This window comes from Porphyromonas somerae (assembly GCF_022845615.1).
Taxonomy (GTDB): Bacteria; Bacteroidota; Bacteroidia; order Bacteroidales; family Porphyromonadaceae; genus Porphyromonas_A; species Porphyromonas_A somerae.
This window is the reverse complement of the sequence record NZ_AP025559.1, coordinates 183,577-205,431: the sequence shown is the minus strand read 5'-3', so window position 1 is coordinate 205,431 and position 21,855 is coordinate 183,577. Positions and strand designations below refer to the sequence as shown.

Here is a 21,855-nt window from a genome sequence, read left to right as displayed (position 1 = left end):
CCTTTATACCGCATTGGATATCAGCTCATTATAAAAGCAGTTTTAGCGACCAACACCTCACTCTACTTTACACTAAAAAATAGTAACCTCTCGTGCATCAGCCCAGACAAATCAATAGGCAGGAGTTGCGCATTAGAAAATCCTTACCGAGTGGAATTCAGCTGAGTGCCTATGGTTAAGGACCTCTGGAGGAGGTTCCAAAACAGCACCCGCCAGGGTGCCATTCAGATAGCCCCCGGTCAAGGCTCGTAGAGCCGAAGACCGGGGGGGAAATGGTACGATAATATCAATCGACCCTTGTGGTCGCACCCCCAAAAGGTTGTGCGACCACAAGGGTCGTAGGATTGGTCTACTCCGCCCCCGCCGGTCGTTCGGGGCTTTCGCCCCTCCGACACGGGGGCTAGCTGAGTGGCACCCTCGCGGGTGCTCTTATGCCCATATAAACGATACTTTCAATCAAATCTAACACCTATTGTTGAGACTTCTAATGCGTAACCCCTGTTACTATAGTGGATTAATCAATATATTCTTGGTACCTTAGTGCAACTATTGTAAATACGAGGTAGAGAAGTAAGTATGAATATTGCGATTATTGGCACAGGATATGTGGGGCTAGTGAGTGGCACCTGCTTTGCGGAGATGGGGGTAAATGTCTGCTGCATTGATAAGGATCAAACCAAGATTGAAGCACTCAGAAGGGGAGAAATACCAATATACGAGCCAGGACTGGCCGAGCTAGTGGCTAAGAATAGAGCCCAAGGACGTCTCTCCTTTTACACAGATTTGGGAGAGGTGATCAATGAGGTAGACATCCTCTTTATTGCTGTCGGCACCCCTACTGGCGAGGGCGGGGAAGCCGACCTTCAGTATGTATTTGCTGTAGCCGAGGAGATAGGACAATTGGCCACCAAGCACCTATTGGTGGTGACCAAGAGCACCATACCAGTGGGGACTACAGATCGGGTGGAGGAGATAATAAGGGCTGGGTATGCCAAGCGAGGGCTCGCAACACTCGAGCTAGACATGGCAAATAACCCTGAATTCTTAAAGGAGGGGGCAGCGATCAAAGACTTTATGAGCCCCGATCGTGTAGTGGTGGGGTACAAAAGCGACTATGCCAAGGAGCTGTTGCATCGGCTCTACAGACCCTTTCTGCTTAATAATTATCGTGTTATCAGCATGGATATCCACTCTTCGGAGCTCACTAAGTATGCCTCCAATGCGATGCTCGCCACTCGCATCAGTTTTATGAACGAGCTGGCCAACCTAGCAGAAGCAATAGGGGCAGATATCTCTCTTGTTCGGGAGGGTATGGGTTCGGACAAACGCATCGGTAAGGCCTTTTTGTACCCCGGCTGTGGCTATGGGGGCTCTTGCTTTCCAAAGGATGTACAGGCACTCGCCAGCACTGGCCGTGAGCATGGCCGGCCACTGACCATTATTGAGCAGGTGCATAAGGTGAATGAGTGGCAGAAGCTACGCCCCTACGAAAAAGTGGTAGAGCACCTAGGCGACCTCAAGGGGAAAAAGGTGGCAGTATGGGGACTGGCTTTTAAGCCTGAGACGGATGATATGCGACAAGCACCCTCTATCGTGGTGATTAATGAGCTGATCAAGGCAGGGGCAGAGGTATCCGCTTTTGATCCAATCGCCATTGAGAATGCCCGCAACATCTTGCCCTCGGGTGTCACTTATGGGCAAGATATATATGATGCGGTAGAGGGAGCAGATGCCCTTATTCTACTGACTGAGTGGAAGCAGTTTAGGCTCCCCAATTGGAAGCGTGTCAAGGAGCTAATGCGTGGAAATCTAGTAGTAGACGGGCGAAACATCTATCCGATGGAGGAGCTGGAGGCACTCGGCTTGGTATATACGGGAATAGGAATTAACTAATTAATAACAACAAAAGAATTATGAGAAAGTATTTTATCTATCTAGGAATTGCACTTGCAGGTATTGCTCTAAGTAGCTGCAGTAGTAAGCAAAAGACAAATGACGAGCAAACAGCAACCACCACAACTGAAACAGCCGTAGTGGCAGATGAGGGAGTGGACTTCTTTAAGGCTGTTCCTAAGGAGCAACTCGAGGGCGAGTGGACTGTCCAAAAGATCGGGGAGACGGAGATGACTGAGGTGAGCCTCACCCTCTCTTTTGACATTGCCAAGAATCGCTTCGCAGGCAACTTTGGCTGCAATGACTACATGGGCAACCTTGAATTTGACGACCCCACCGATGATGACTATGATGCCACGGAGATCGACTTCGATGACCTTGCTGGCACCCTAGCCCTCTGCGAGCATATGGATATTGAGAAGCAATTCACTCAGCTCCTCGATAAGGTTGAGCACTTTACCATCTCTGAAAATGGTGAGCTCTATCTACTTGACGACCACCGTAAGCTTCTAGCTACACTCGTACGCAAGTAACTCTCATTTGCTTTATGAGCAACAAAAAAGGCAGTCTTGACATTAAGCCGAGACTGCCTTTTATTATAGAGAGAAGGTCGGTAAAAATGGGTATATTTGCAGATAGTTATTAAGGAACATATATTAGGAAACGTATGCGACATTACCTATCACTGGCTGTGGCTCTCATAGCTATCACAGCAGCGGCTCTGCCGAGCTTTGGACAGAATAAATTGGATAACAGCCTCACGCCCAGAGAGGTTCTTCGCCTAAGAGAGGGTTGGCACTTCACTAGAGAAGACCAAAAGGCGTTTAGCAACCCCAAGTACGACGATAGCAAGTGGTCACAAGTGGTGGTGCCACACGATTGGGCCATCTATGGCCCTTATAGCCCAGAGATAGATAAGCAGTTCTTGGCCATTTCACAAGATGGTCAGAATACACCTATTTACCATATTGCCCGTACGGGTGGTCTACCACACGTAGGCGTTGGTTGGTACCGCAATACCTTTGCCCTAAAGGAGGGTTATCAGAGCTCCGACCGCACCTATCTACGAATAGATGGAGCGATGAGCAATGCAAGGGTCTTTATCAATGGCAAGGAGGCGATCTACTGGCCTTATGGGTACAGTCCGTTTCAGGTGGATATCACTGATTATATCAATCCACAAGAGAAGCTTCAGAGCATTGCCATTCGCTTAGAAAACCCTGACGAGACCTCTCGTTGGTATCCTGGTGCTGGGCTCTACCGCAATGTATGGGTTACCTTTGCCTCTGGGGTAAAGGTAGCCGAATGGGGCACTCAGATCACTACACCCAGAGTAGACAAGGAGTGGGCACAGGTGAATATCAAGACGACACTCGAAAACCATACCGCTATCGAGCCTGAGAGGATCTCTATCCGTACTGCACTTCTTGAAGGAGGAAATGAGGTGGCGGTAATGGAGAATTCTGGCAGCGAGCTAATGGGAAATCTACTGGAGCAGAATATCAAGCTCCAACACCCCAAGCTGTGGGATCTCAATGAGCCCAACCTATACACTGCCCTTACTCAGGTATTTGTAGATGGCGAGCTGGTGGATAGCTACCAAACGAGATTCGGGGTGAGAACGATTGAGCTACGCCCCGATGATGGCTTTTATCTCAATGGTAAGAAGGTGATGATTCAGGGCGTCTGTCTGCATCACGACCTAGGCCCATTGGGCGGAGCAAGCCACAAGAGGGGATATGAGAGGCAGATTCGACTGATGAAGGATATGGGTGTGAATGCTATTCGCACTTCGCACAATATGCCAGCCCCTGAGTTGATTGAAGCTTGCAACGAGATGGGGATGATGGTGATGGCTGAGAGCTTTGATGAGTGGGCACGCCCTAAGGTGAAGAATGGTTACCACCTCTACTTTGAGGAGTGGGCAGATCGTGACCTCACCAATCTTGCGAGAGCTTTCCGCAATGACCCCTCTATCGTGATGTGGAGCATCGGTAATGAGATAGATGAGCAAGTGACCCCTGGCGGTAATAAGGTGGCATACTTCCTACAGAGTGTACTGCACCGCGAAGACCCTACTCGCCCCGTGACAGTCGGTATGAACAACCCTCTAGGAGCGGTGAAGAATAACTTTGCTACGATTATGGATTTAGCAGGCTTCAACTACTACAATTGGCAGTACCAAGAGGCGTATGAGCAATTGCCACAGCGGCTGATACTAGGTGCCGAGACCACCTCTACGCTCTCTTCTCGTGGCATCTACAAATTCCCTGTAGAGCGGAAGTCTATGGCCAAGTACCCCGACCAGCAGTGCAGTAGCTATGATGTAGAGCATTGCGGATGGAGCAATCTACCAGAGGACGACTTCCTCAATCAAGAGGACCTACCTTACACGATTGGAGAGTTTATTTGGACTGGTATTGACTATATTGGTGAGCCAACTCCTTACTACACAGAGTGGCCTAGTCACTCCTCTTACTTCGGAGCAGTGGACTTGGCGGGGATTGAGAAGGATCGCTTTTATCTTTATCGCTCGCATTGGAATAAGGGCGAGGAGACACTCCATATCCTTCCGCATTGGAATTGGCAAGGACGCGAAGGGGAGGTGACTCCTATCTTTGTCTACACCAACTACCCTACGGCGGAGCTATTTATCAATGGCAAAAGCCAAGGGAAGCGGACAAAGGATCTCTCTGTATCTCTGGAGACGCCCCGTGATGGACTGCAAAGACAACCACGCTACCGCCTGATGTGGATGGATACGGTTTACCAACCTGGTGAAGTGAAGGTAGTGGCTTATGATGAGCGAGGTAATGAGGTGGCAACTAGAGCTATTAGGACTACGGGCAAGCCATATGCTATCAAGATGACATTGGAGAATGACTATATCAAGGCGGATGGTGAGGATATCGCCTATGTGCGTGTGCAGATAGTGGATCGGGAGGGCAACGTAGTGCCAACTGCCACTAATGAGGTGACCTTTAAGGCGAAAGGGGCGGGGCACTTCCACGCTGCAGCCAATGGTGACGCTACCTGTATTGTGCCATTCCAAAGCAATAAGCAACCTGCCTTTAGCGGACAGCTCACTGCCATTGTACAAGCGGGTAAAAAGGGTGGTACTATCCAGCTAACAGCCTCAGCTAGGGGGCTGAAGTCCGATACTATTACAGTCAATGTAGAGCCATAATCCATTTCAATGAAGGATAATCATACCGCTAAAGTACAGGCATACCACGCCAGTATTTGGGTCAATTCAATATTGCCCCCGCTGAAGCTCGTGGTAGGGATCCTCGGCAATAGCTTTGCCCTCATCGCGGATGGTATCAATTCACTAGCTGATATTCTCTCTAATCTGGTAGTCTATCTACTTCTCAAAATATCAGGTAAGCCCCAAGACGAAGACCACGATTATGGGCACGGCAAGTATGAGACGGTGGCCACCTTTTCGCTCGGTGCAGTGATGATTGTCGCTGGTGTGATGATTGTGGTGGATGGTATATCAACCATTGCTACCTACTTTACTGATGGTGAGCTGCCAGAAATCCCCTCGTGGATAGTATTGGCTGTAGCTGCCTTTGCGATGGGGCTTAAGGAGTGGGTCTATCACTACACAATGAAAAAGGCGAAGGAAACCCGTAGCGAGGTGCTTCGTGCAGAAGCATTGGACCATAGGAGTGACGTATTTACCTCACTCGCAGTACTGATAGGAGCTGGGTGCGCGATAGCCTTTGGAGGGGTGGCTAGGCTAATGGAGCCTGTGGCCGCTATTGTGGTGGCTGGCTTTGTAATGCGGATGGGTGCAATTGTAACTATCCCAGCACTCAACAAGCTCACAGAGGCAAGCCTACCCCAAGAGACTGAGGAGGAGATTCTCCAGATCGCTGAAAGTGTAGAGGGGATACAACTACCTCACAACCTACGGACGAGGATGACTGGTAGTGATACCATCGCCATCGAAATGGACGTGAGAGTGGATGGGAACATACCGCTTTACGAGGCACACGACCTCACCATACGCGTGGAAGAGCTTCTGAGGGAACGCTTTGGAGAGGAGACGCACATCATCATTCATATTGAGCCGATGACCCCTTTTGTGCATAAGGTAGGCTCCTACAAAAAAAGTCCAAAATGAAACTGCCCAATAGGTTGATCCCCGAGCGAATAGAGGCGGGGATAGATGAGGTGGGCAGAGGCTGCTTGGCAGGTCCTGTAGTGGCAGCCGCAGTAATCCTTCCATCCGAATGCTCTATCTCTGGCCTGCACGACTCGAAGAAGCTCTCGCCAAAGCGTAGAGAGGAGCTAGCAAGTGCTATCAAAGAGCAAGCTCTTGCTTATGCCATTAGCGAGGTACCACCAGCAGAGATTGACGAGATCAATATCCTCCAAGCCACCTTCAGAGCAATGAATAAAGCCATCTCGGCACTCTCTACACTGCCTGAATACCTATTGATAGATGGCAATAAGTTTAAGCCCGAGACAGACATCCCCTTTGAGACAATTGTGGGAGGCGACGACAAGGTGGCAAGCATCGCTGCCGCCTCTATCCTAGCCAAGACTTACCGAGATAGATTGATGATAAAATACGCAGAGGAATACCCAGGATACGACTGGGAGCACAATATGGGATATGGCACGCCCCGACATCTCCTCGGGATCCGAAAGCTAGGCATTACCCCACTCCACCGACGCTCCTTTGCACCGTGCCAACCAACATTATTTGATTCATTATGACCAACGAACGTACTAAAGGCTATATTGCAGGCCTACTATCGTCTGCAACATTTGGATTGATTCCACTATTCACCGTCCCACTCATGAGAGAGGGGATGGAGACAGAGACGATTCTCATCTACCGCTTCGGCTTTGCTACACTTCTAGTAGGTCTAGTAATGCTCCAAAAGCGAATATCCTTTCGGGAGACAGCCAAGCACATACGTATCATATTCATTATGTCTACCCTCTACTTCTGTAGTGCACTATTTCTGATCAATGGCTACAAAGTGATGACCTCGGGCGTGGCGACAGTGATCCACTTTATGTACCCTCTGATGGTGGCACTCCTGATGCTCATATTCTTCAAACAACGGATGACCCGCCGTGGGCTCATCTCACTAGTCATCGCTTTTATGGGGGTAGTACTACTTTCGGGGATTTTAGGTAGCGAAGGGGTGCAAGTAAAGCTAACTGATATCGCACTAGTCGCTTTCAGTGGTTTCTGCTATGCAGTCTATATTATTGTGGTGAATAAAACCACCATTGGTACCATTCCAAAGTGGCGACTCACCTTTTACCTGATGCTATTTAGCACCCTATTCTTTATAGGTCTATCCATCGGTAAGCAGACACTTGAGCTACCCCCCACACCAAGAGCATGGGGCTTACTCTTCCTATTGGGGTTGGTGCCTACATTGATATCCAATTTATTCCTCATTGTTGCCATTCCTATCATCGGCTCTACCACCACTGCTATTATGGGAGTACTTGAGCCCCTCACTGCAGTGATCGTCGGAGTTACCGTACTAGGGGAGCAACTCACGGCACAAAGCACCCTCGGCATCGGTGCGGTGATTATCGCTGTAGCTCTATTGGTGAGTGAGAAGCGACCCACCAGATAGATCAGTGCCTTCTATATCCCCTTCCGTGGCGTTGACCGCTGTGCATTCCTGAAGGCCGGACATCGGCACCCATATTATTAAAGCGGTAAGAGAAGGTCAGCATCACATAGGAGGTAATTCCATTGACCTCACTATCTGTAATTCGATCCAGTGAGATTTGCCTCATAAACGTGGTACGTTGCTGTAGAAGGTCATAGCCTGATAGCTGTAGCGTGCCACGTTTTTCTTTCAAGAACGAGTAACTAACCGAAGCATCGAGGAGCCAAAAGTTGCGCTTCAATTGATCTTGATAGCCCGAAGCATCTTGGTAGGTGAGCTTGGAAGTTAAGGAAAGGCCAAAGGGCAAAGTGACTATCGCTTCGCCAAACGCATTGAAATCCCATGTGCGGCTATCCATCTCCTTAGAGATGCTATTCTTCGCCTGCTGCATCATCGCAAAGCCACCCACGGTCGCTTGTAGCCACGAGCCACTCCAAGTAATCCTTTGAGACAGCATAGGTCGCCACACATCGGCTCGGTTAAGGGCTTCATTGACAAACCCCTTATCACGCGAATAACGCACCCTTCCGAAGGTGAAACTACTCCACTTCGACGAAGCTCCACCCATCGGCAAACTCATCATAAATCCGCCGAAGAGCGACTGATTACCACTGATATTCTGATAGCTAGTCTGCCTCACCCCTGTGGTAGCGTCAATCTTTTGTATCGGTGCCACCGCGTTATTGGTGAGGTTCCAGCCCCACATCATATTGAGACTTTGGCGAGTCATAGGTCTATTGAAGTTGATGCTTCCCCATACACTATGCGAAAAAGAGGGGAGTAGGTCGGGATTACCTTGCACCTGAGCGAGCGGTGAAAGGACAATCGTTGCAGGGTTGAGCTGACTCATAGAGGGTTGACTGGTACGACCATTGTAGCGGATATTGATTTGCAATGAATCCGAAGGTCGGTATTCCAAAATCGCGGTAGGTGCATAATTCCACACCGTACGTTGCTTATCAAAGGTCACCTCTCCCCCTTGCGTAGATATCGTATGCGATGTACTTGGGTTCACCCCCATTCCTGCATAGAGGTAACTGCGAGGGGCAAGTTTATAACGCAGGCGCGCTAATATCCTATGGGTAAAATAGCTATTCTCCGACCCCCTTGAGTAGATAGGGTCTAGCTCCGTGTACTCTCCCGTAGCACCCTTATTGAAGGTTGATTGATCGCTCTTTCTCCTACCAAAGTTGGCATCATACATCAATTGAAGTGCCCACTCCTTATTAAAGGGCTCAAGATAGGCGACTCTAAAACGTCCCGACTCTCCACGGTCATAAGAGCGTTGTTGCTGATCGCGTAGCTTCTTCTCCTGCGACCGTCGGAAGTTGGTCTCAGATAGCTGAAGCCCCTCTCCATCAGAGCCATTAAATCGGTAGGAGAGACGGGCATAAACATTCCGCCCTAGCTCATTAAAGGTATGACGGAAGTGCAGATCGCCATTCACCTCGTAAGAAGTTCCATCATTAGTTCGTAACGATTGTCCATCATTAATAGCGATACCCTGGCGGTTAGTTGTCTGAAATTGAGAGCTATTATCCGTTTTATTCCAATTATATCTAAAGTAAGGCTCAAAGACCAGCATCGTGGACTCCTGGGGGTTCCACTCCAGGCGACCATTAAGGTTGACCTCCTCATTCCTCCTAAAGTTGTGATACTGCTCCGCCTCGTTATTGGCCTTTTCGCCACCCAGCAACTGAGTCGTCATCGTCTTGCCATCCACCGAGAAATCACGGCTATTATAAAAGGCTTCGGCAGTGACCTTCAGGGTTTTATTGAGGAAGAGGTCGTCATAATTCCCCCCTATCCTACGGGTGGTCTCCTCTCCTCTTCCCCTTCGCACGCCATCAATATTATTCAGCTCGCCGATAATAGTGTACCTCGCATCATGATTAAATAGATTGACAAGGGCATTGGCAGTATACCGCTGTTGCGTGCCATATCCGGCCGATAGATTAGAGATCAACCCACGCTTTTTATCCTCCTTTATCTCCAGATTGAGCACCTTCACCTTCTCCCCATCGCTCATCCCGGTGAGCCTTGCCTCGTCCGACTTCTTATCTACCACCTGCAGATTCTTTATCATATCCGAGGGGAGGTTGCGCGTAGCCATTTGTGGATCGTTTCCGAAAAAAGACCGCCCGTCCATCTCAATCCGCTCTATCGCCTCACCATTATAGGTGATTTTCCCATCCTCATCAATCTCCATACCAGGGATACGCCGTAACAGTTCCTCCAAGCTAGCCCCTTGTCGCATCTTAAAAGCAGCCGTATTGAATTGGATCGTATCTTGCTTCACCGTCATTGGCGTCACCTGCCCCCTTACCTCTAGCACCCCTAGCCTAGTGACCGACTCGGAGAGGTGAATCTTGCCCAAGTTTACACTCTTATTCACTACCTCCACCTCTTTATAATAGGGCTCCATACCCAAAAAGCTGATGTGTAGGAGATACTTCCCTGGGGCAATATTCGCAAGAGAAAATTGACCCTTTGTGCCTGTAGAGCTACCTGCCACATAAAGGGAATCGGCTTGATGCAAAAGACGTACTCCCGCCCCTACAATAGTCTCCTCTGTCGCCTCCTCATAAACTACCCCTTTGATTGAATAAGTCTTACTCTGTGCTGATGCCAAAACAGACACCAGCAAAGCTCCTACGATCCATAGCCACTTTCGCATCACGCCTGCACTTTAATATATTTATACTTCTCTTAAATATCCCTTGGATGCCTTCTCGCCACAAAAGTTTAAGGGTCAGAGATATTTTCAAGGATTAGGTTATGAGTAAGAATATCGAGAGGATCATCGGGTGAGTATCAAGATAGGCTACGCTTTTATAGTTTCATCTAGGGCAAAAATACGCCTCATCCGATATTCTGCGTGATGGGGTGACTGTATCACCTTGAGACTACTGCGTCAGCCTGTATACACCAATCATCTTGCGGGATGAAATCCGCAAGATATGGGCGACGGAGTCTTTTTTCTCTTTGATAATTTGAAAGAAAACTGGAAATCCATTATAATTGAGCGAATCATCCACTAAACGCTTAATTACACAATGGATACCAGTTTTCTACGACATGTATATGGTCTTGTTGGAGTCAAATGTACTGCTACACACTACAAAACTAACAAAATAGTTTTAGATATAGAGTATTCTAAAACAAAAAAGAGGTGCCCGTGCTGCGGGGAATACACTCTCGTGAAGAATGGCTACCGGTATCGTAATATCCATGCGCTACCAATTGGTTCTACCAAAACCATATTGCACATGAAAGTACAAAGATACAAATGCAAAGAATGCGGAAACGATGATTACGAGAGGGTCAGCTTTGTTAAAGGCAATAGGTCGTACTCTAATCGCTTTGCCAAGTACGTGGTTGATTTGCTAAGGGCAATGACTATTCAGGAGGTTTCAAAAAGGCTAGGTGTTAGTTGGGATGTAGTAAAGGATATTCACACAACCTATCTTAAGAGACACTACAGCAAGCCCTCCTTACAAGGGGTGCAGTGCATAGGTATTGATGAGTTCGCTGTCCGAAAAGGACATGTTTATAAGACAATCGTAGTGGACCTAATCTCAGGAAGAATCCTTCATGTTGGCGATGGAAAGGGGGCGGATGCTCTTACAACGTTTTGGAAAAGGGTAAGGAAGAAGAACGTTCAGATAAAGTATGTGGCGACAGATATGTCATCAGCCTTCTCTAAATCAGTACGTGAGAATACCCCTGATGCCATACACGTATTTGACCACTTTCATGTCATCAAGCTAATGAATGATACCCTTGATAAAGTGCGAAGAGAGTTAGTGGCAAAAGAGGTGGACGAGGGAAAGAAAAAACTAATCAAAGGAACAAGATACCTCCTACTTGCCAACGGGGAAAAGATGATTGATGAGAAAGGGAGAACGAAGCTCCAGAAAGCACTCGCAATGAACGAACCCCTCTCTCAAGCCTATTACCTCAAGGAGGACCTGAGAGAAATATATAATCAACGAACCATTAATGAAGCAGAGGAAAGATTAAACAGCTGGGTCTCAATGGCATTAGATACAGATTCAAAACCTCTAATCTCATTAGCAAATACAATCAATACAGCTAAAAAGGAAATACTCGCATGGTATTATGGACGGCTATCAACGGCCAAAGTGGAGGGTATAAACAATAAAATTAAAGTGATGAAGAGAAATGCTTACGGATATAGAGATGATGACTATTTCAAACTTAGACTTTTTGCACTACATGACTGCCGTATCACACGAAATGTCGGATGAACCAAAAATACTATCCTGAGGCATCTCCATAAAACCTCTATGCTAGTAGAGTAAAAGTTGAGATGCAACAAAGCAATCGGCGAGTTGCAACTAAGCAAATGCCGAGATGCAACAAAGCAAATGCTTAGTTGCATCTCGGCAGACACATTTATATAGTACTGAATTACAGACAGTTACAAAAGAGCCTTTGCGACCCTATTTTAGCCAGATTTTTACCTGGCTTCTCTAATGCGTAACCCCTGGAGGTATTTTAATTTGGCTCCCACCATAAACGTTCTTTTATGTAGCTTTGCAATTGGAATGAAGAATTGGTGCCACGACATATTCCGACGACTGATCTATCCTCCCACTTGTATCGCCGAAAGCAAATTAAAGGGGAGGCTAGAGGGGCGGGTATGCCTCGTAACAGGTGCCTCCTCGGGCATTGGTTTTGCCTTAGCTAGCAGGCTGATCGCTCTTGGTGCCGAGGTGATCCTCCTTTCGCGCCATACCGAAGAGCTGGAGCAGCTGTATGGCAATGAAAGCCGTGTGGCCATCTATCCCGTGGACCTCCGAAATCGGGAAGAGCTGCTCCGCATCTCAAGCCTGATTGCCGAAAGATATCCAAAGATAGATTACCTCTTTCTGAATGCAGGCAAATCTATCTGTAGGGCCATCCCCGAATCCCTAGAGCGACTGCACGACTATGAACGGACGATCAGCGTCAATTACCTTGGGCACGTGGCACTACTCTTAGCACTCCAGCCGTCTCTGAAGCGAAGTGGTGGACGGGTCATCTACAGTGGAACCGTCAGTCTGCTATACCCATACGCTCCTAGGTGGTCGGCCTACCACGCCTCAAAAGGTGCCATGGATATTTGGCTACGTACCGCCAAGGTAGAGTGGCACCAAGAAGGGATCAAGGTGCTGACTGCCTACCTGCCACTCGTCCACACCCCGATGTCGGGAGCCAATGCAACATACCGCAATCTACCTGGTTACTCGGCAGATGAAGCGGCGATGAAGCTACTCGGCCTCGCCCTTAGCAAAGTTCGCACCACTTATATCCCGTGGTGGGCAAGAATCACCGCTCCAGTAGCACGACTGCTTAGGACACATATTGAATGGATATACCAACGTACTAACTATGCGAAATAAATCCCACTTCTCCCTATTGAAAGCCCTTTGGCAGATCAAGTTCATCACCCCCAAGGGGCTCTTCACTTGGGGAAAAGCCATCTACTCCGAGGGGGTCAGCCTGATGGCGCTGCTCAGATTTTCAGCAGAGACCTACCCCAATAAGAAAGCGCTCAATAGCGAAGGCGAAGAGCTGACCTACCTACAGCTTCTTGAGCAAGCTTATGCACTAGCCAGCCACCTTCAGCAGAAGTATGGCATCACAGAGGGGAGCAAAGTGGCTCTACTCTGTCGCAATCATACCCAAGCGGTGCTCTCGATTTTTGCAGTCTCACGCCTGGGGGCTCACCTTTACCTCCTCAATAGCGACCTATCTGCCCAACAGCTCTCTGACCTCTCCAGTAAAAACAAGGGGTATCAGCTATGGATTACCGATTCCGACTTGCCTTTTGTAAAAGGCAGAGTGGTGACGACCGAAGAGCTATCCACCCTCCCCTCCACAAACCATACCGCTCTACCGAAAGTGGCACGAGGCGGCATGATATCTGTTCTCTCCGGAGGCTCCAGTGGCCACTACACAGAGGCAAGTCGCAAGCCCTCCACCACCGCCTTCCTTCCTCCTCTCTTAGCTCTGCTTAGGCAAATTGGCATCCACCGGCAACAGAGTGTCTATATACCCCTACCCCTATTTCACGGGTTTGGGTTAGCCACACTACTCATCTCCCTCGCAATGGGAAAGCAGATATGGCTCACTAAGCACTTTAGTAGCTTGGAGACGCTGCACAGTATCAAAACAGGAGAGATAGAAGTACTCATCGTGGTTCCGTCGATGATACCGAGATTGCTACAGCATCCCAACGCCTCAGTCCAACTCGCCTCACTTCAAACCATCATCACAGGCGGAGATCGGCTCACCCTCACACAGGCACACCTTTGTCTTAAGGAACTGCCGAATACACAGCTATTCAACCTTTACGGCACGTCGGAGGCTGGATTCTTCATGCTGGCCACCTCCGAAGAACTCAGAAAGGCGACCACAGAAATACCGATCGGCAGACCCATCAAAGGGGTAGCGTGCAAGATCAATAACCCATCTTCCCAAGGAGTGGGCGAACTATGGGTGGCCTCGAAGTGGGCCATGAGTAGCCGACAAGGGAAATGGCAAGCCACTGGTGACCTCGTCTACCGAGACCCTCAAGGGCTTTACTACCACCGAGGTAGAGCGGATAGAATGGTGGTCTGCGGAGGAGAGAATATCCACCTAGATCACTTAGAAATGGTTGTAGAGCAACACCCCCTGATAGCTACAGCGAGAGCCTTTACGATAGACAACCCCACACTAGGCAATAGCATCGGATTAGAAATAGAATTGATTGAAAAGGGAGCCCTCAGCGAGGAGAGATTTAGAGAGTGGATAAAAGAAAAAGTACCCTACAGCTCCGCCCTAACGCAGATAGTCTTCAGGGAAGTGGTACTTACCAGTACCGGCAAGCGCCCCTCCTCAGGGATTACGCAATAGAAAAGTCTTATCACCAGACATTCATCAGAGAGTCAATGGTTAAGGACCTCGGAGAGGTCCGATTTGTCGTAGCTGTAAGTTTGCAGGTAGCCCGGGCGAGTTTATCGAGCCCGCCAAAATCAAACAAAAAAAGTTAAATTCAAATACGTAGATAAAGGGTATATCAAAGATGAAATAGCCAGTAAAAATAGTCTAATAGCGAGACTAATGTCGTATCTTTGTTGTAGAAAGATAGCCATTAGTCGATTAGGTGAGAAACCTTAATACCGTAGCGAGGTCATAGAACCTATTGGGGGCAGTAAGGACACCTAATCACGCTGTTGGATACTATATAGATTGTTAGGATTTCACTCCTATTTACAGCTTGAGTACAAACAGCTATCGTTCGACTAATGGCTATCTAATCACTACATGTACAAAGTTATGAATAAAAAATTATTTGTGGGAATTGATTTCTCAAAAGAAACATTTGACGCAGCTATCCTCAAGGTATCTGAAGAGAGCTCTATTGATCCAAAGATCATTGGTAATGAGCAGTTCAAAAACGATGTGCCAGGTTGTAAGCGATTTGTAAAATGGCTGAATAAGACTTGTGCATTGTCTGGCGACTATTCCTCTGTTCTCGTAGGTGGAGAAGATACAGGTAACTATAGCATCACGCTGCCTAAACAGCTTTATGTGCTGGGGATTGATTGCTCCTTACAAAATGCTTATTCGATCAAATGTGGTAGTGGCAAGATTGTTCGCGACAAGACCGATAAGATAGACGCAGAAAAGATCGCTTACTACTTCTATCGCTTTCGCGATCAGATTAGGCTCTATAAGCCCCTATCTAAGGATATGGAGAGCTTAGAGAGACTTTATTCATACCGATATGGACAGGTGAGAGAAAGAGCGCGATTGAAGTGTCAGATAAAAGAGTATAAGCATATTCTTAAGTCAGAACCCAATGATGAGACGCTAAAGTTCATGATCCAACGCTTAGAGAAGCAGGAGAGGTTTCTGAAGAAAGAAATCAAAGCTATTGAGGCTAAAATGGTGGAAATCATCAAAGCCAATGAGGAGCTTAATGAGATCCATAAATGCCTACTGAGCATACCAGGTATCGGGAAGATCACAAGCCTTCTTTTGATCGTTGTTACTCGAGGGTTTACAAGGTTCGATAACCCCAAGCAACTTGCCTGCTTTTTAGGGGTCTCTCCACACCCGAATCAGTCAGGTACATCCGTCCAAAATGGCAATCATAGGAGTTGGTTTGCCGACCCTTATTTTGCAAGTCTTTTACATATGGCGGCACTCTCTGCGAGCAGATTCAACTCGAAGTTCATAGACTACAAGAAAAAGCTGAAGAGCAAAGGCAAGCCACATTTGCTCATTATGAACAACATCAAAAACAAGCTACTTACGGTTGCCTTTACAATCGCCACGAGAAGGACCAAATTCTATTCTGATTATGACGCAAAACGAGCATAGGTCGAAATAACACTTTTTAACCATATAAATTTGGTGGTGATCATAGATTGCCCCCATTCGAGGGCGTAGCCCGACGAATGGGGATAAGCATTAGTTCACATATATATTCGACCCCTTGCGGGTCGGACAACATACCCTAGAAAATCATAATTAATCCTAGAATAGGTTGTCCGACCCACAAGGGGTCGTAGGTTTTGATCGTCTTATTTACCCCCATTCATCGGCTCTGCGAGCCTTGAATGGGGGCTACAACAAATCGGACCTCCTCACGGAGGTCCTTAACCATAGATACGCCGAAGGATACCACTTGGCAAGCGCCCTTCCTCCCTACAGCATTAATAGAGGAGGATATTCCGTATTACAGCCTGCTTACTTTCATCAAAGTGGAGGTAGTCGGTCAGATAGTTATTTATGGAGCCATACCTCCGCTCTATCTCGTCGATGAGTTCATTGATCTGATTTGGTTCACACCTGAAGTACTCGGTCAGAGCCTCCTGCACACCCTGAGGCATAGTAAAGCCCTTCGGCTCCAACCTATTTGCAGGCAGATTATCATTGCTCATCATATAATCTACGATGGCATCACTCTTACTCACCCCTAGAATATGGTGAATCAAGAGAATCACAAAGGCAACCCGATCCTTCCCCAGGTCATCACTCAAGAGGATAGGATACTTGGCGGGATTCGTCATCTCATTGAGGATAATTCGGAGTTGATTAGGGTTATCAAACGCTATATTATAGAGTACCTCTCGGTGCATCCCCTTGATCTCCTCACTGCTTCTCTCCCCCTCATAAATCTTATCGATGAGATACTGGAAGTCGATCTCCTTATCTGGCTCTACTTGGATCTGCTCAATCGCCGACATTCCCATCTGGGGAGGATAGTTGGCTATCCTCGAAGGCGACATGATGTATTGTGTCCGTACTCCCAGAGTCCCAATGATTGGAATATCCTGTTCAAAGCTTCGCCATAAGTCACCCGACCGATAGAGCATCCCCCACTTCATCTGCTCTCCACTAGCCGTCATATACCCCCCAGCGTCACGGAGATTGAGGATACCCACGGTAGGAATCACCCGACTCGTCACCACCCTCATGTCGCTATTATTAAAGACCAGCAAGAAGTAAGTGTGGCTGTAGCTACCCTCCGGACTATTATAGTGGTAAACCTCCTTTCGTATCTGCTCCACAGCGAGTGGCTGGTCGGGATATTTATTGGGGCTTTCCGAGGCATAGATGGCCACCTCGCCATTCATTCCAGGATTGATTTGCCACTGAATGGTGTGATTACCCTTGGCATTTTGCCGAGAATAGGCATCGATATAATAAGCCTGCTTGGCACAAGAGGTCGTTGTCACGGCCACTACCAAGAGCATTCCCCAGAAATAGACTCTATTAATCACACTGTTTCTACACATATCATTCCTTACTTATCAACTGAGAATGTTGCACGAAGTGCCATTCTCGCACATTTGAATCAAATGTGCCGAAACTTTGCACGAAGGATGAGATGCAAGGCGCTGAGGATGAGGCTGAAGGGAGCGTACTCACGTACGTGACCTAGGCCGAATTCCGAAAGCAACGAAGCAGATCGCCTTCGTGCAACAGTCTCCAACCACAAATATAAGGAATTAGAGAGAGTTGCCCCCCTTTAATTAGTTAAATCAAGTTACAAAGTCGGCTCCAGGCGCCTTGCGAGTACAAAATTTCGCTTTCCCGCTTCATCGGCATAAGCAAAGAGAAATAAGTCACCTCCTTCCTTCACCTTCAGCTGTCGTCTCAATTGATCCGTAGAGGTGGGGAGATTTTTAGCTTGCAGATGGAGTGGTTGGCGAGACACCTCCTTCAGCCACCGCTTCTCGCCTAGGTTGTGCTCCAGTAGCTCAAAGGCACGACCGGGGAAGTCGGGAAGCAGCTCCTCCGAAAAGTATAGATGGGTGTGACGAGCAGGCTGCCAAACGGGATCGTCTAAGCCCAAACACTCATACCCCACCTTGGCAAAGGCGGGGTAGAGGTCGTAGAGATACCGCCCCACCCGATGACTAATCTCCACAGGTCGAGTAGTCTGCCCATCGGTGGTGCAAGTAATTGTACGCGTCCTACCTATCTCCACCACCGTGACACTCTGGGTAGCGGTAGGAGAAAAGTGCAATAAGAGCTCTTTTGCCTCACGCCTGAGCGATACGATGTGCGTATCAAAGGGGAAATGAAGTGCCCCCTCTAAATAGGCGAGGTCGGCCATCGGGGAGAGCTTCACCAGCACTTCACTACTCGGCGATACAGCCAAGAGCTGAGGAAGCAACGTAGTGAGGTCTGGACGACTATCCTCCAAACGAAAAACCCTCGACCGGGCCGCAGAAGGGCGCCGATCGGGGTCTAGATAGATCAAGTTTGGCTGTAGCTCCTTTGCCAATGCAAGCCCCTCCACCTCCGCAGCTCCAGTATGGCAATAGATATTACCACTCCCCAACGCCTTAAAGTTGTGGGCAGCCAGCTCGGCACGCTCCTGTGAGAGTTCCAGATAGGTCACCGCTTTTGCCACCTTGGCAAAGGCAAAGCTATCCGCCCCCATGCCACCGCTAAGATCCAGCACCGTCCCATCGGTCGGAACAAACTGGCTCTTGTAGGCAGCCGTCTCAGGACTAGAGGATTGCTCCACCACCACTGCTTCAGGGACAAAGACCTCTGGCACCGCATACCATTCAGGGTGCTTTAGCTTTAGCTTTTGCCGTGCTTGTATCGCCTTAAGTGCCGACGGAAAGTCCAAGTCTCCAGCATCGTTCCTACCACTAAGAGCCAGCTTTCGTACATCCTCCTCCCTATGTTTCCACACATAGGCGAGTAGTTCGTCATTCATCACTTTTCGTGGGGAATAAAGGTCTCCAGCACCTTCGCCCCATTCGTCTCAATCGTTACCTGCTTCATCACGGCAGGGAGCAACAATAGCTCCCCCTTCCCAAGACGATAAGCACCATTAATAGTGATCTCCCCTTCGTCTACAAATAGGATAGTGAAAGAGTCACGACCGTCCAGATCCATTGCATAATCCTTCGTCAGTTGAAGCATACGGGTAGCGAAGTAGTTGCACTCTACCATCGATACCGGCTGGTCTTTCGTCTCACGGTCGTACGGCTCAGCCCCGTGCGTATTGAGTGAAAAGTCGATCACCTCTGCACCGTCCGCCACATGTAGCTCTCGCTTATTCCCCTCCTTGTCGGTTCGATTAAAGTCAAAGAGACGGTAGGTAATCTTACTCGCCTGCTGTATCTCTAGCAAAAGATTCCCCGCCCCAATCGTATGCACCTTTCCAGCTGGGAGGAAAAAGAGATCGCCTGGGTGAGGAGTATGCGCCTCCAAGTAACCCATCACTGCATCAGTCTGCACTATCTCTGGCAACGCCTCCTTAGAGGTCTGCTTCTGCCAACCGGCATAGATCTTAGCTCCAGGCTCCGACTCCAGCAGATACCACATCTCCGTCTTGCCCCAGCTGTGGTGGCGCTTCTCGGCATAGGCATCATTTGGGTGCACCTGCACACTCAGATCCTGCTGTGAGTCAATCAACTTAATCAGCAGTGGGAACTTACCTCCGAAGCGGTCAAAGACCTGCTGTCCCAGCAAGTCAGCTCCATACTCCTGCGTTACCTCTATCAAGTCCTTTCCTGCCAAAGGTCCTTCCGCTACCACCGAGGCATCGCCCTCCATAGGCGATATCTCCCATGTTTCGCCGATATTTTCGGCCGGTGCTGGTCTCCCCTTGTATTGATAAATCTTATTCCCGCCCCAAATCGTCTGTTTGTACACTTCCCTAAATCGCAAGGGATAAAGCTCTACTCTTTCTTTCATTACCGTCTTAATTATTATCCAAAAAGCACTTCCCTCGCTCCCTTATTCTTCTCGCACCAGCACAAAAGCTGTACGGGCTGGGATATAAAGGCTTAGCCAGCCACGCCCTTCAAAGGTCAACTCATGGTCACAGAGCGTAAAGTGTGGCACAGAGAGATCCACTAGGTCATAACCCCCAAAGCGACGCTCATCACTACAGAAGAGTGTCCGATACTTCCCGGCTGGTGCTGGGAATCGGTAGTCCGCAAAGGAGTCGGTAGGATGGAAGTTGTAGACAAATAGATACTTACCACGCTCATAGACCAACACCTGATCCTCCCACTTATCCCAAAGCTGCACTAGTGGCAACTTGTGGAAGTCCTCTACCCCACGCACAAAGTCCACTAATTCTCTATCAAAGTCACCCAACTGCTGATACTTCAAGAAGCCATTCTCCTCCAAGCTCCACTGGCGGCGTGCATACTTGTGGCTCCACTCATTCCCTTCACGTGGGAAATCAATCCACTCAGGATGACCGAATTCATTGCCCATAAAGTTGAGGTACCCCCCATTCATCGTGGTCATCGTCACCATTCGGATCATCTTATGGAGAGCTACACCACGAGCCACGGCACTATTGTCGTCCGCCTTGTCCATGTGCCAGTACATCTCCTTATCGATCAGCCTAAAAATCAGCGTCTTATCGCCCACCAAAGCTTGGTCGTGGCTCTCGGCATAGCTGATGCTCAGCTCGTCCTTACGACGATTGGTACACTCCCACCAGATAGAGCCAGGCCGCCACTCCTCATCAGGGCACTCCTTGATCAGCTTAATCCAAAAGTCGGGAATATTCATAGCCAGTCGGTAGTCGAAGCCATAGCCACCTGCCTCTACAGGCAAAGCAATACCTGGCATACCACTCACCTCCTCAGCAATCGTAATCGCATGTGGATAGTGCTCGTGAATCAACTTATTGGCCAGTGTGAGATAGGTAATCGCCTCCCCATTCTGTCCCCCATCATAGTAGTTTTGGTAGCTACAAAAGCTCCGCCCTAGCGCATGATCCTCATAGATCATCGAGGTAACTCCATCAAAGCGATAGCCATCGAAGCCATACTCATCGAGCCAATACTTGCAGTTGGAGAGCAAGAAGTGTAGCACCTCATTCTTACCATAGTCAAAGCACTTCGAGTCCCACTGACTATGCTCTCCTCTCGCCCCTTCGTGAAAAAACTGTGTCGACGTACCATCAAAACGAGCCAATCCCTCCACCTCATTCTTCACTGCGTGTGAATGAACCAAGTCCATAATCACCACCAGACCCATACTGTGAGCCGTATCAATCAGCTCCCGCAGCTCATCGGGCGTACCGAAGCGTGATGAAGGGGCAAAGAAACTAGAGACATGATACCCAAAAGAACCATAGTAAGGGTGCTCCATAATCGCCATCAGCTGTACAGCGTTGTACCCTTTCTCCACAATCTTTGGCAATACCCGCTCTTGAAACTCACGATAGGTGCCTACCCGCTCCTCCTCCGTTGCCATACCGATATGCGCCTCATAGATCATCAGTGGCTCATGACCTAGTACCGCCCTCGGCGACTGCATCACATAAGGCTCCTTAGGATCCCACACCGAGGCACTAAAGAGATGCGTCTCAGGATCCTGCACCACATACCTTGCCCAGGCCGGAATGCGCTCTCCTTCGCCACCGTCCCATACCATCAGCAGTTTGTAGTGGTCGCCGTGCTTCAAGGTCTCCTTGGGGAGTCTCAGCTCCCACACCCCATTCTCCAAGGGAGAAAAGGCAAATGCCTTGTCACGCTGCCACCCATTGCAATCGCCCAAAAGATAAAGCTCCGAAGCATTAGGAGCCCACTCCCGAAGCACCCACTCCGTTGACTCCTTATGGAGGCCAAAGTAAAGATGTCCCGAGGCAAAGCTATCAAGCGAAGCGTGCTCCTTGCCCAATAGCTGTTGCTCCTTTGCCATGGCATCTTCATATCGCCTATTGAGGCACTCCTCGTAAGGGAGCAACCAGTGGTCCTGCTGTAGTATCTGTAGTTTTTTCATGATCCAATTACCTAACTTTATTACCTCTTCC

General features: G+C 48.6%; 15 protein-coding genes. 10 read left to right on the top strand and 5 right to left on the bottom strand.

The window, feature by feature from the left end:
* Positions 1-576: 576 nt before the first annotated feature.
* From MWL85_RS00795 to MWL85_RS00770, 6 genes are all read left to right on the top strand, one after another.
* Positions 577-1,893: a UDP-glucose dehydrogenase family protein gene (locus tag MWL85_RS00795; protein WP_244400993.1), complete on the top strand. Its 1,317-nt coding sequence runs from the start codon at positions 577-579 to the stop codon at positions 1,891-1,893.
* 20 nt (positions 1,894-1,913) lie between these two features.
* The gene (locus tag MWL85_RS00790; RefSeq protein ID WP_244400991.1) at positions 1,914-2,426 is read left to right on the top strand and encodes an META domain-containing protein; all 513 of its coding nucleotides are present in this window, start codon (positions 1,914-1,916) and stop codon (positions 2,424-2,426) included.
* Between the two features lie 134 nt (positions 2,427-2,560).
* The gene (locus MWL85_RS00785; RefSeq protein WP_244400989.1) at positions 2,561-5,080 is read left to right on the top strand and encodes a glycoside hydrolase family 2 TIM barrel-domain containing protein; all 2,520 of its coding nucleotides are present in this window, start codon (positions 2,561-2,563) and stop codon (positions 5,078-5,080) included.
* Between the two features lie 9 nt (positions 5,081-5,089).
* Positions 5,090-6,025 carry a cation diffusion facilitator family transporter gene (locus MWL85_RS00780; RefSeq protein WP_244400988.1) on the top strand — a complete coding sequence of 312 codons (936 nt, stop codon included), beginning with the start codon at positions 5,090-5,092 and terminating at the stop codon, positions 6,023-6,025.
* Positions 6,022-6,624, top strand: a complete 603-nt coding sequence (locus tag MWL85_RS00775; protein ID WP_021903173.1) for a ribonuclease HII — start codon at positions 6,022-6,024, stop codon at positions 6,622-6,624. Before MWL85_RS00780 ends, MWL85_RS00775 begins: the two co-directional genes overlap by 4 nt.
* Positions 6,621-7,508 carry a DMT family transporter gene (locus MWL85_RS00770; RefSeq protein WP_244400986.1) on the top strand — a complete coding sequence of 296 codons (888 nt, stop codon included), beginning with the start codon at positions 6,621-6,623 and terminating at the stop codon, positions 7,506-7,508. Before MWL85_RS00775 ends, MWL85_RS00770 begins: the two co-directional genes overlap by 4 nt.
* A gap of 1 nt (position 7,509) precedes the next feature.
* Here the strand turns inward: MWL85_RS00770 and MWL85_RS00765 are convergent, their stop codons facing one another.
* Positions 7,510-10,224 (bottom strand): TonB-dependent receptor, encoded by a 2,715-nt coding sequence (locus tag MWL85_RS00765; protein ID WP_244400984.1) that lies wholly within the window; start codon positions 10,222-10,224, stop codon positions 7,510-7,512.
* 379 nt (positions 10,225-10,603) lie between these two features.
* On the opposite strand from MWL85_RS00765, the gene MWL85_RS00760 reads away from it, so the two are divergent.
* From MWL85_RS00760 to MWL85_RS00745, 4 genes are all read left to right on the top strand, one after another.
* Positions 10,604-11,818 (top strand): ISL3 family transposase, encoded by a 1,215-nt coding sequence (locus MWL85_RS00760; protein WP_244400646.1) that lies wholly within the window; start codon positions 10,604-10,606, stop codon positions 11,816-11,818.
* A 300-nt stretch (positions 11,819-12,118) separates the two neighbouring features.
* Positions 12,119-12,955 carry an SDR family NAD(P)-dependent oxidoreductase gene (locus MWL85_RS00755; protein ID WP_244400982.1) on the top strand — a complete coding sequence of 279 codons (837 nt, stop codon included), beginning with the start codon at positions 12,119-12,121 and terminating at the stop codon, positions 12,953-12,955.
* Positions 12,945-14,453 (top strand): class I adenylate-forming enzyme family protein, encoded by a 1,509-nt coding sequence (locus MWL85_RS00750; protein WP_244400980.1) that lies wholly within the window; start codon positions 12,945-12,947, stop codon positions 14,451-14,453. Before MWL85_RS00755 ends, MWL85_RS00750 begins: the two co-directional genes overlap by 11 nt.
* A 423-nt stretch (positions 14,454-14,876) precedes the next feature.
* Positions 14,877-15,926 carry an IS110 family RNA-guided transposase gene (locus MWL85_RS00745; RefSeq protein ID WP_244400173.1) on the top strand — a complete coding sequence of 350 codons (1,050 nt, stop codon included), beginning with the start codon at positions 14,877-14,879 and terminating at the stop codon, positions 15,924-15,926.
* Positions 15,927-16,261: 335 nt separating this feature from the next.
* Here the strand turns inward: MWL85_RS00745 and MWL85_RS00740 are convergent, their stop codons facing one another.
* The 4 genes from MWL85_RS00740 to MWL85_RS00725 all read right to left on the bottom strand — a co-directional run bounded on the left by MWL85_RS00740 (position 16,262) and on the right by MWL85_RS00725 (position 21,824).
* A complete protein-coding gene (locus tag MWL85_RS00740; protein WP_244400978.1) occupies positions 16,262-17,347 on the bottom strand; it encodes a tyrosine-protein phosphatase in 1,086 nt (361 codons plus the stop codon).
* A 251-nt stretch (positions 17,348-17,598) separates the two neighbouring features.
* Complete coding sequence (locus tag MWL85_RS00735; protein ID WP_244400977.1) at positions 17,599-18,786, bottom strand: THUMP-like domain-containing protein; 1,188 nt, start codon at positions 18,784-18,786, stop codon at positions 17,599-17,601.
* Positions 18,786-19,772: a type I phosphomannose isomerase catalytic subunit gene (locus tag MWL85_RS00730; RefSeq protein ID WP_244400975.1), complete on the bottom strand. Its 987-nt coding sequence runs from the start codon at positions 19,770-19,772 to the stop codon at positions 18,786-18,788. The genes MWL85_RS00735 and MWL85_RS00730 overlap by 1 nt, the downstream gene beginning before the upstream one ends.
* Before the next feature lie 42 nt (positions 19,773-19,814).
* Positions 19,815-21,824 carry an alpha amylase C-terminal domain-containing protein gene (locus MWL85_RS00725; RefSeq protein ID WP_244400973.1) on the bottom strand — a complete coding sequence of 670 codons (2,010 nt, stop codon included), beginning with the start codon at positions 21,822-21,824 and terminating at the stop codon, positions 19,815-19,817.
* Positions 21,825-21,855 lie beyond the last annotated feature (31 nt).

What these genes read in the sequence shown, in the direction of transcription:
- MWL85_RS00795 (WP_244400993.1), top strand. Translation starts at nt 577, where the DNA reads ATGAATATTGCGATTATTGGCACAGGATATGTGGGGCTAGTGAGTGGC.
- MWL85_RS00790 (WP_244400991.1), top strand. Translation starts at nt 1,914, where the DNA reads ATGAGAAAGTATTTTATCTATCTAGGAATTGCACTTGCAGGTATTGCT.
- MWL85_RS00785 (WP_244400989.1), top strand. Translation starts at nt 2,561, where the DNA reads ATGCGACATTACCTATCACTGGCTGTGGCTCTCATAGCTATCACAGCA.
- MWL85_RS00780 (WP_244400988.1), top strand. Translation starts at nt 5,090, where the DNA reads ATGAAGGATAATCATACCGCTAAAGTACAGGCATACCACGCCAGTATT.
- MWL85_RS00775 (WP_021903173.1), top strand. Translation starts at nt 6,022, where the DNA reads ATGAAACTGCCCAATAGGTTGATCCCCGAGCGAATAGAGGCGGGGATA.
- MWL85_RS00770 (WP_244400986.1), top strand. Translation starts at nt 6,621, where the DNA reads ATGACCAACGAACGTACTAAAGGCTATATTGCAGGCCTACTATCGTCT.
- MWL85_RS00765 (WP_244400984.1), bottom strand. Translation starts at nt 10,224, where the DNA reads ATGCGAAAGTGGCTATGGATCGTAGGAGCTTTGCTGGTGTCTGTTTTG.
- MWL85_RS00760 (WP_244400646.1), top strand. Translation starts at nt 10,604, where the DNA reads ATGGATACCAGTTTTCTACGACATGTATATGGTCTTGTTGGAGTCAAA.
- MWL85_RS00755 (WP_244400982.1), top strand. Translation starts at nt 12,119, where the DNA reads ATGAAGAATTGGTGCCACGACATATTCCGACGACTGATCTATCCTCCC.
- MWL85_RS00750 (WP_244400980.1), top strand. Translation starts at nt 12,945, where the DNA reads ATGCGAAATAAATCCCACTTCTCCCTATTGAAAGCCCTTTGGCAGATC.
- MWL85_RS00745 (WP_244400173.1), top strand. Translation starts at nt 14,877, where the DNA reads ATGAATAAAAAATTATTTGTGGGAATTGATTTCTCAAAAGAAACATTT.
- MWL85_RS00740 (WP_244400978.1), bottom strand. Translation starts at nt 17,347, where the DNA reads ATGTGTAGAAACAGTGTGATTAATAGAGTCTATTTCTGGGGAATGCTC.
- MWL85_RS00735 (WP_244400977.1), bottom strand. Translation starts at nt 18,786, where the DNA reads ATGAATGACGAACTACTCGCCTATGTGTGGAAACATAGGGAGGAGGAT.
- MWL85_RS00730 (WP_244400975.1), bottom strand. Translation starts at nt 19,772, where the DNA reads ATGAAAGAAAGAGTAGAGCTTTATCCCTTGCGATTTAGGGAAGTGTAC.
- MWL85_RS00725 (WP_244400973.1), bottom strand. Translation starts at nt 21,824, where the DNA reads ATGAAAAAACTACAGATACTACAGCAGGACCACTGGTTGCTCCCTTAC.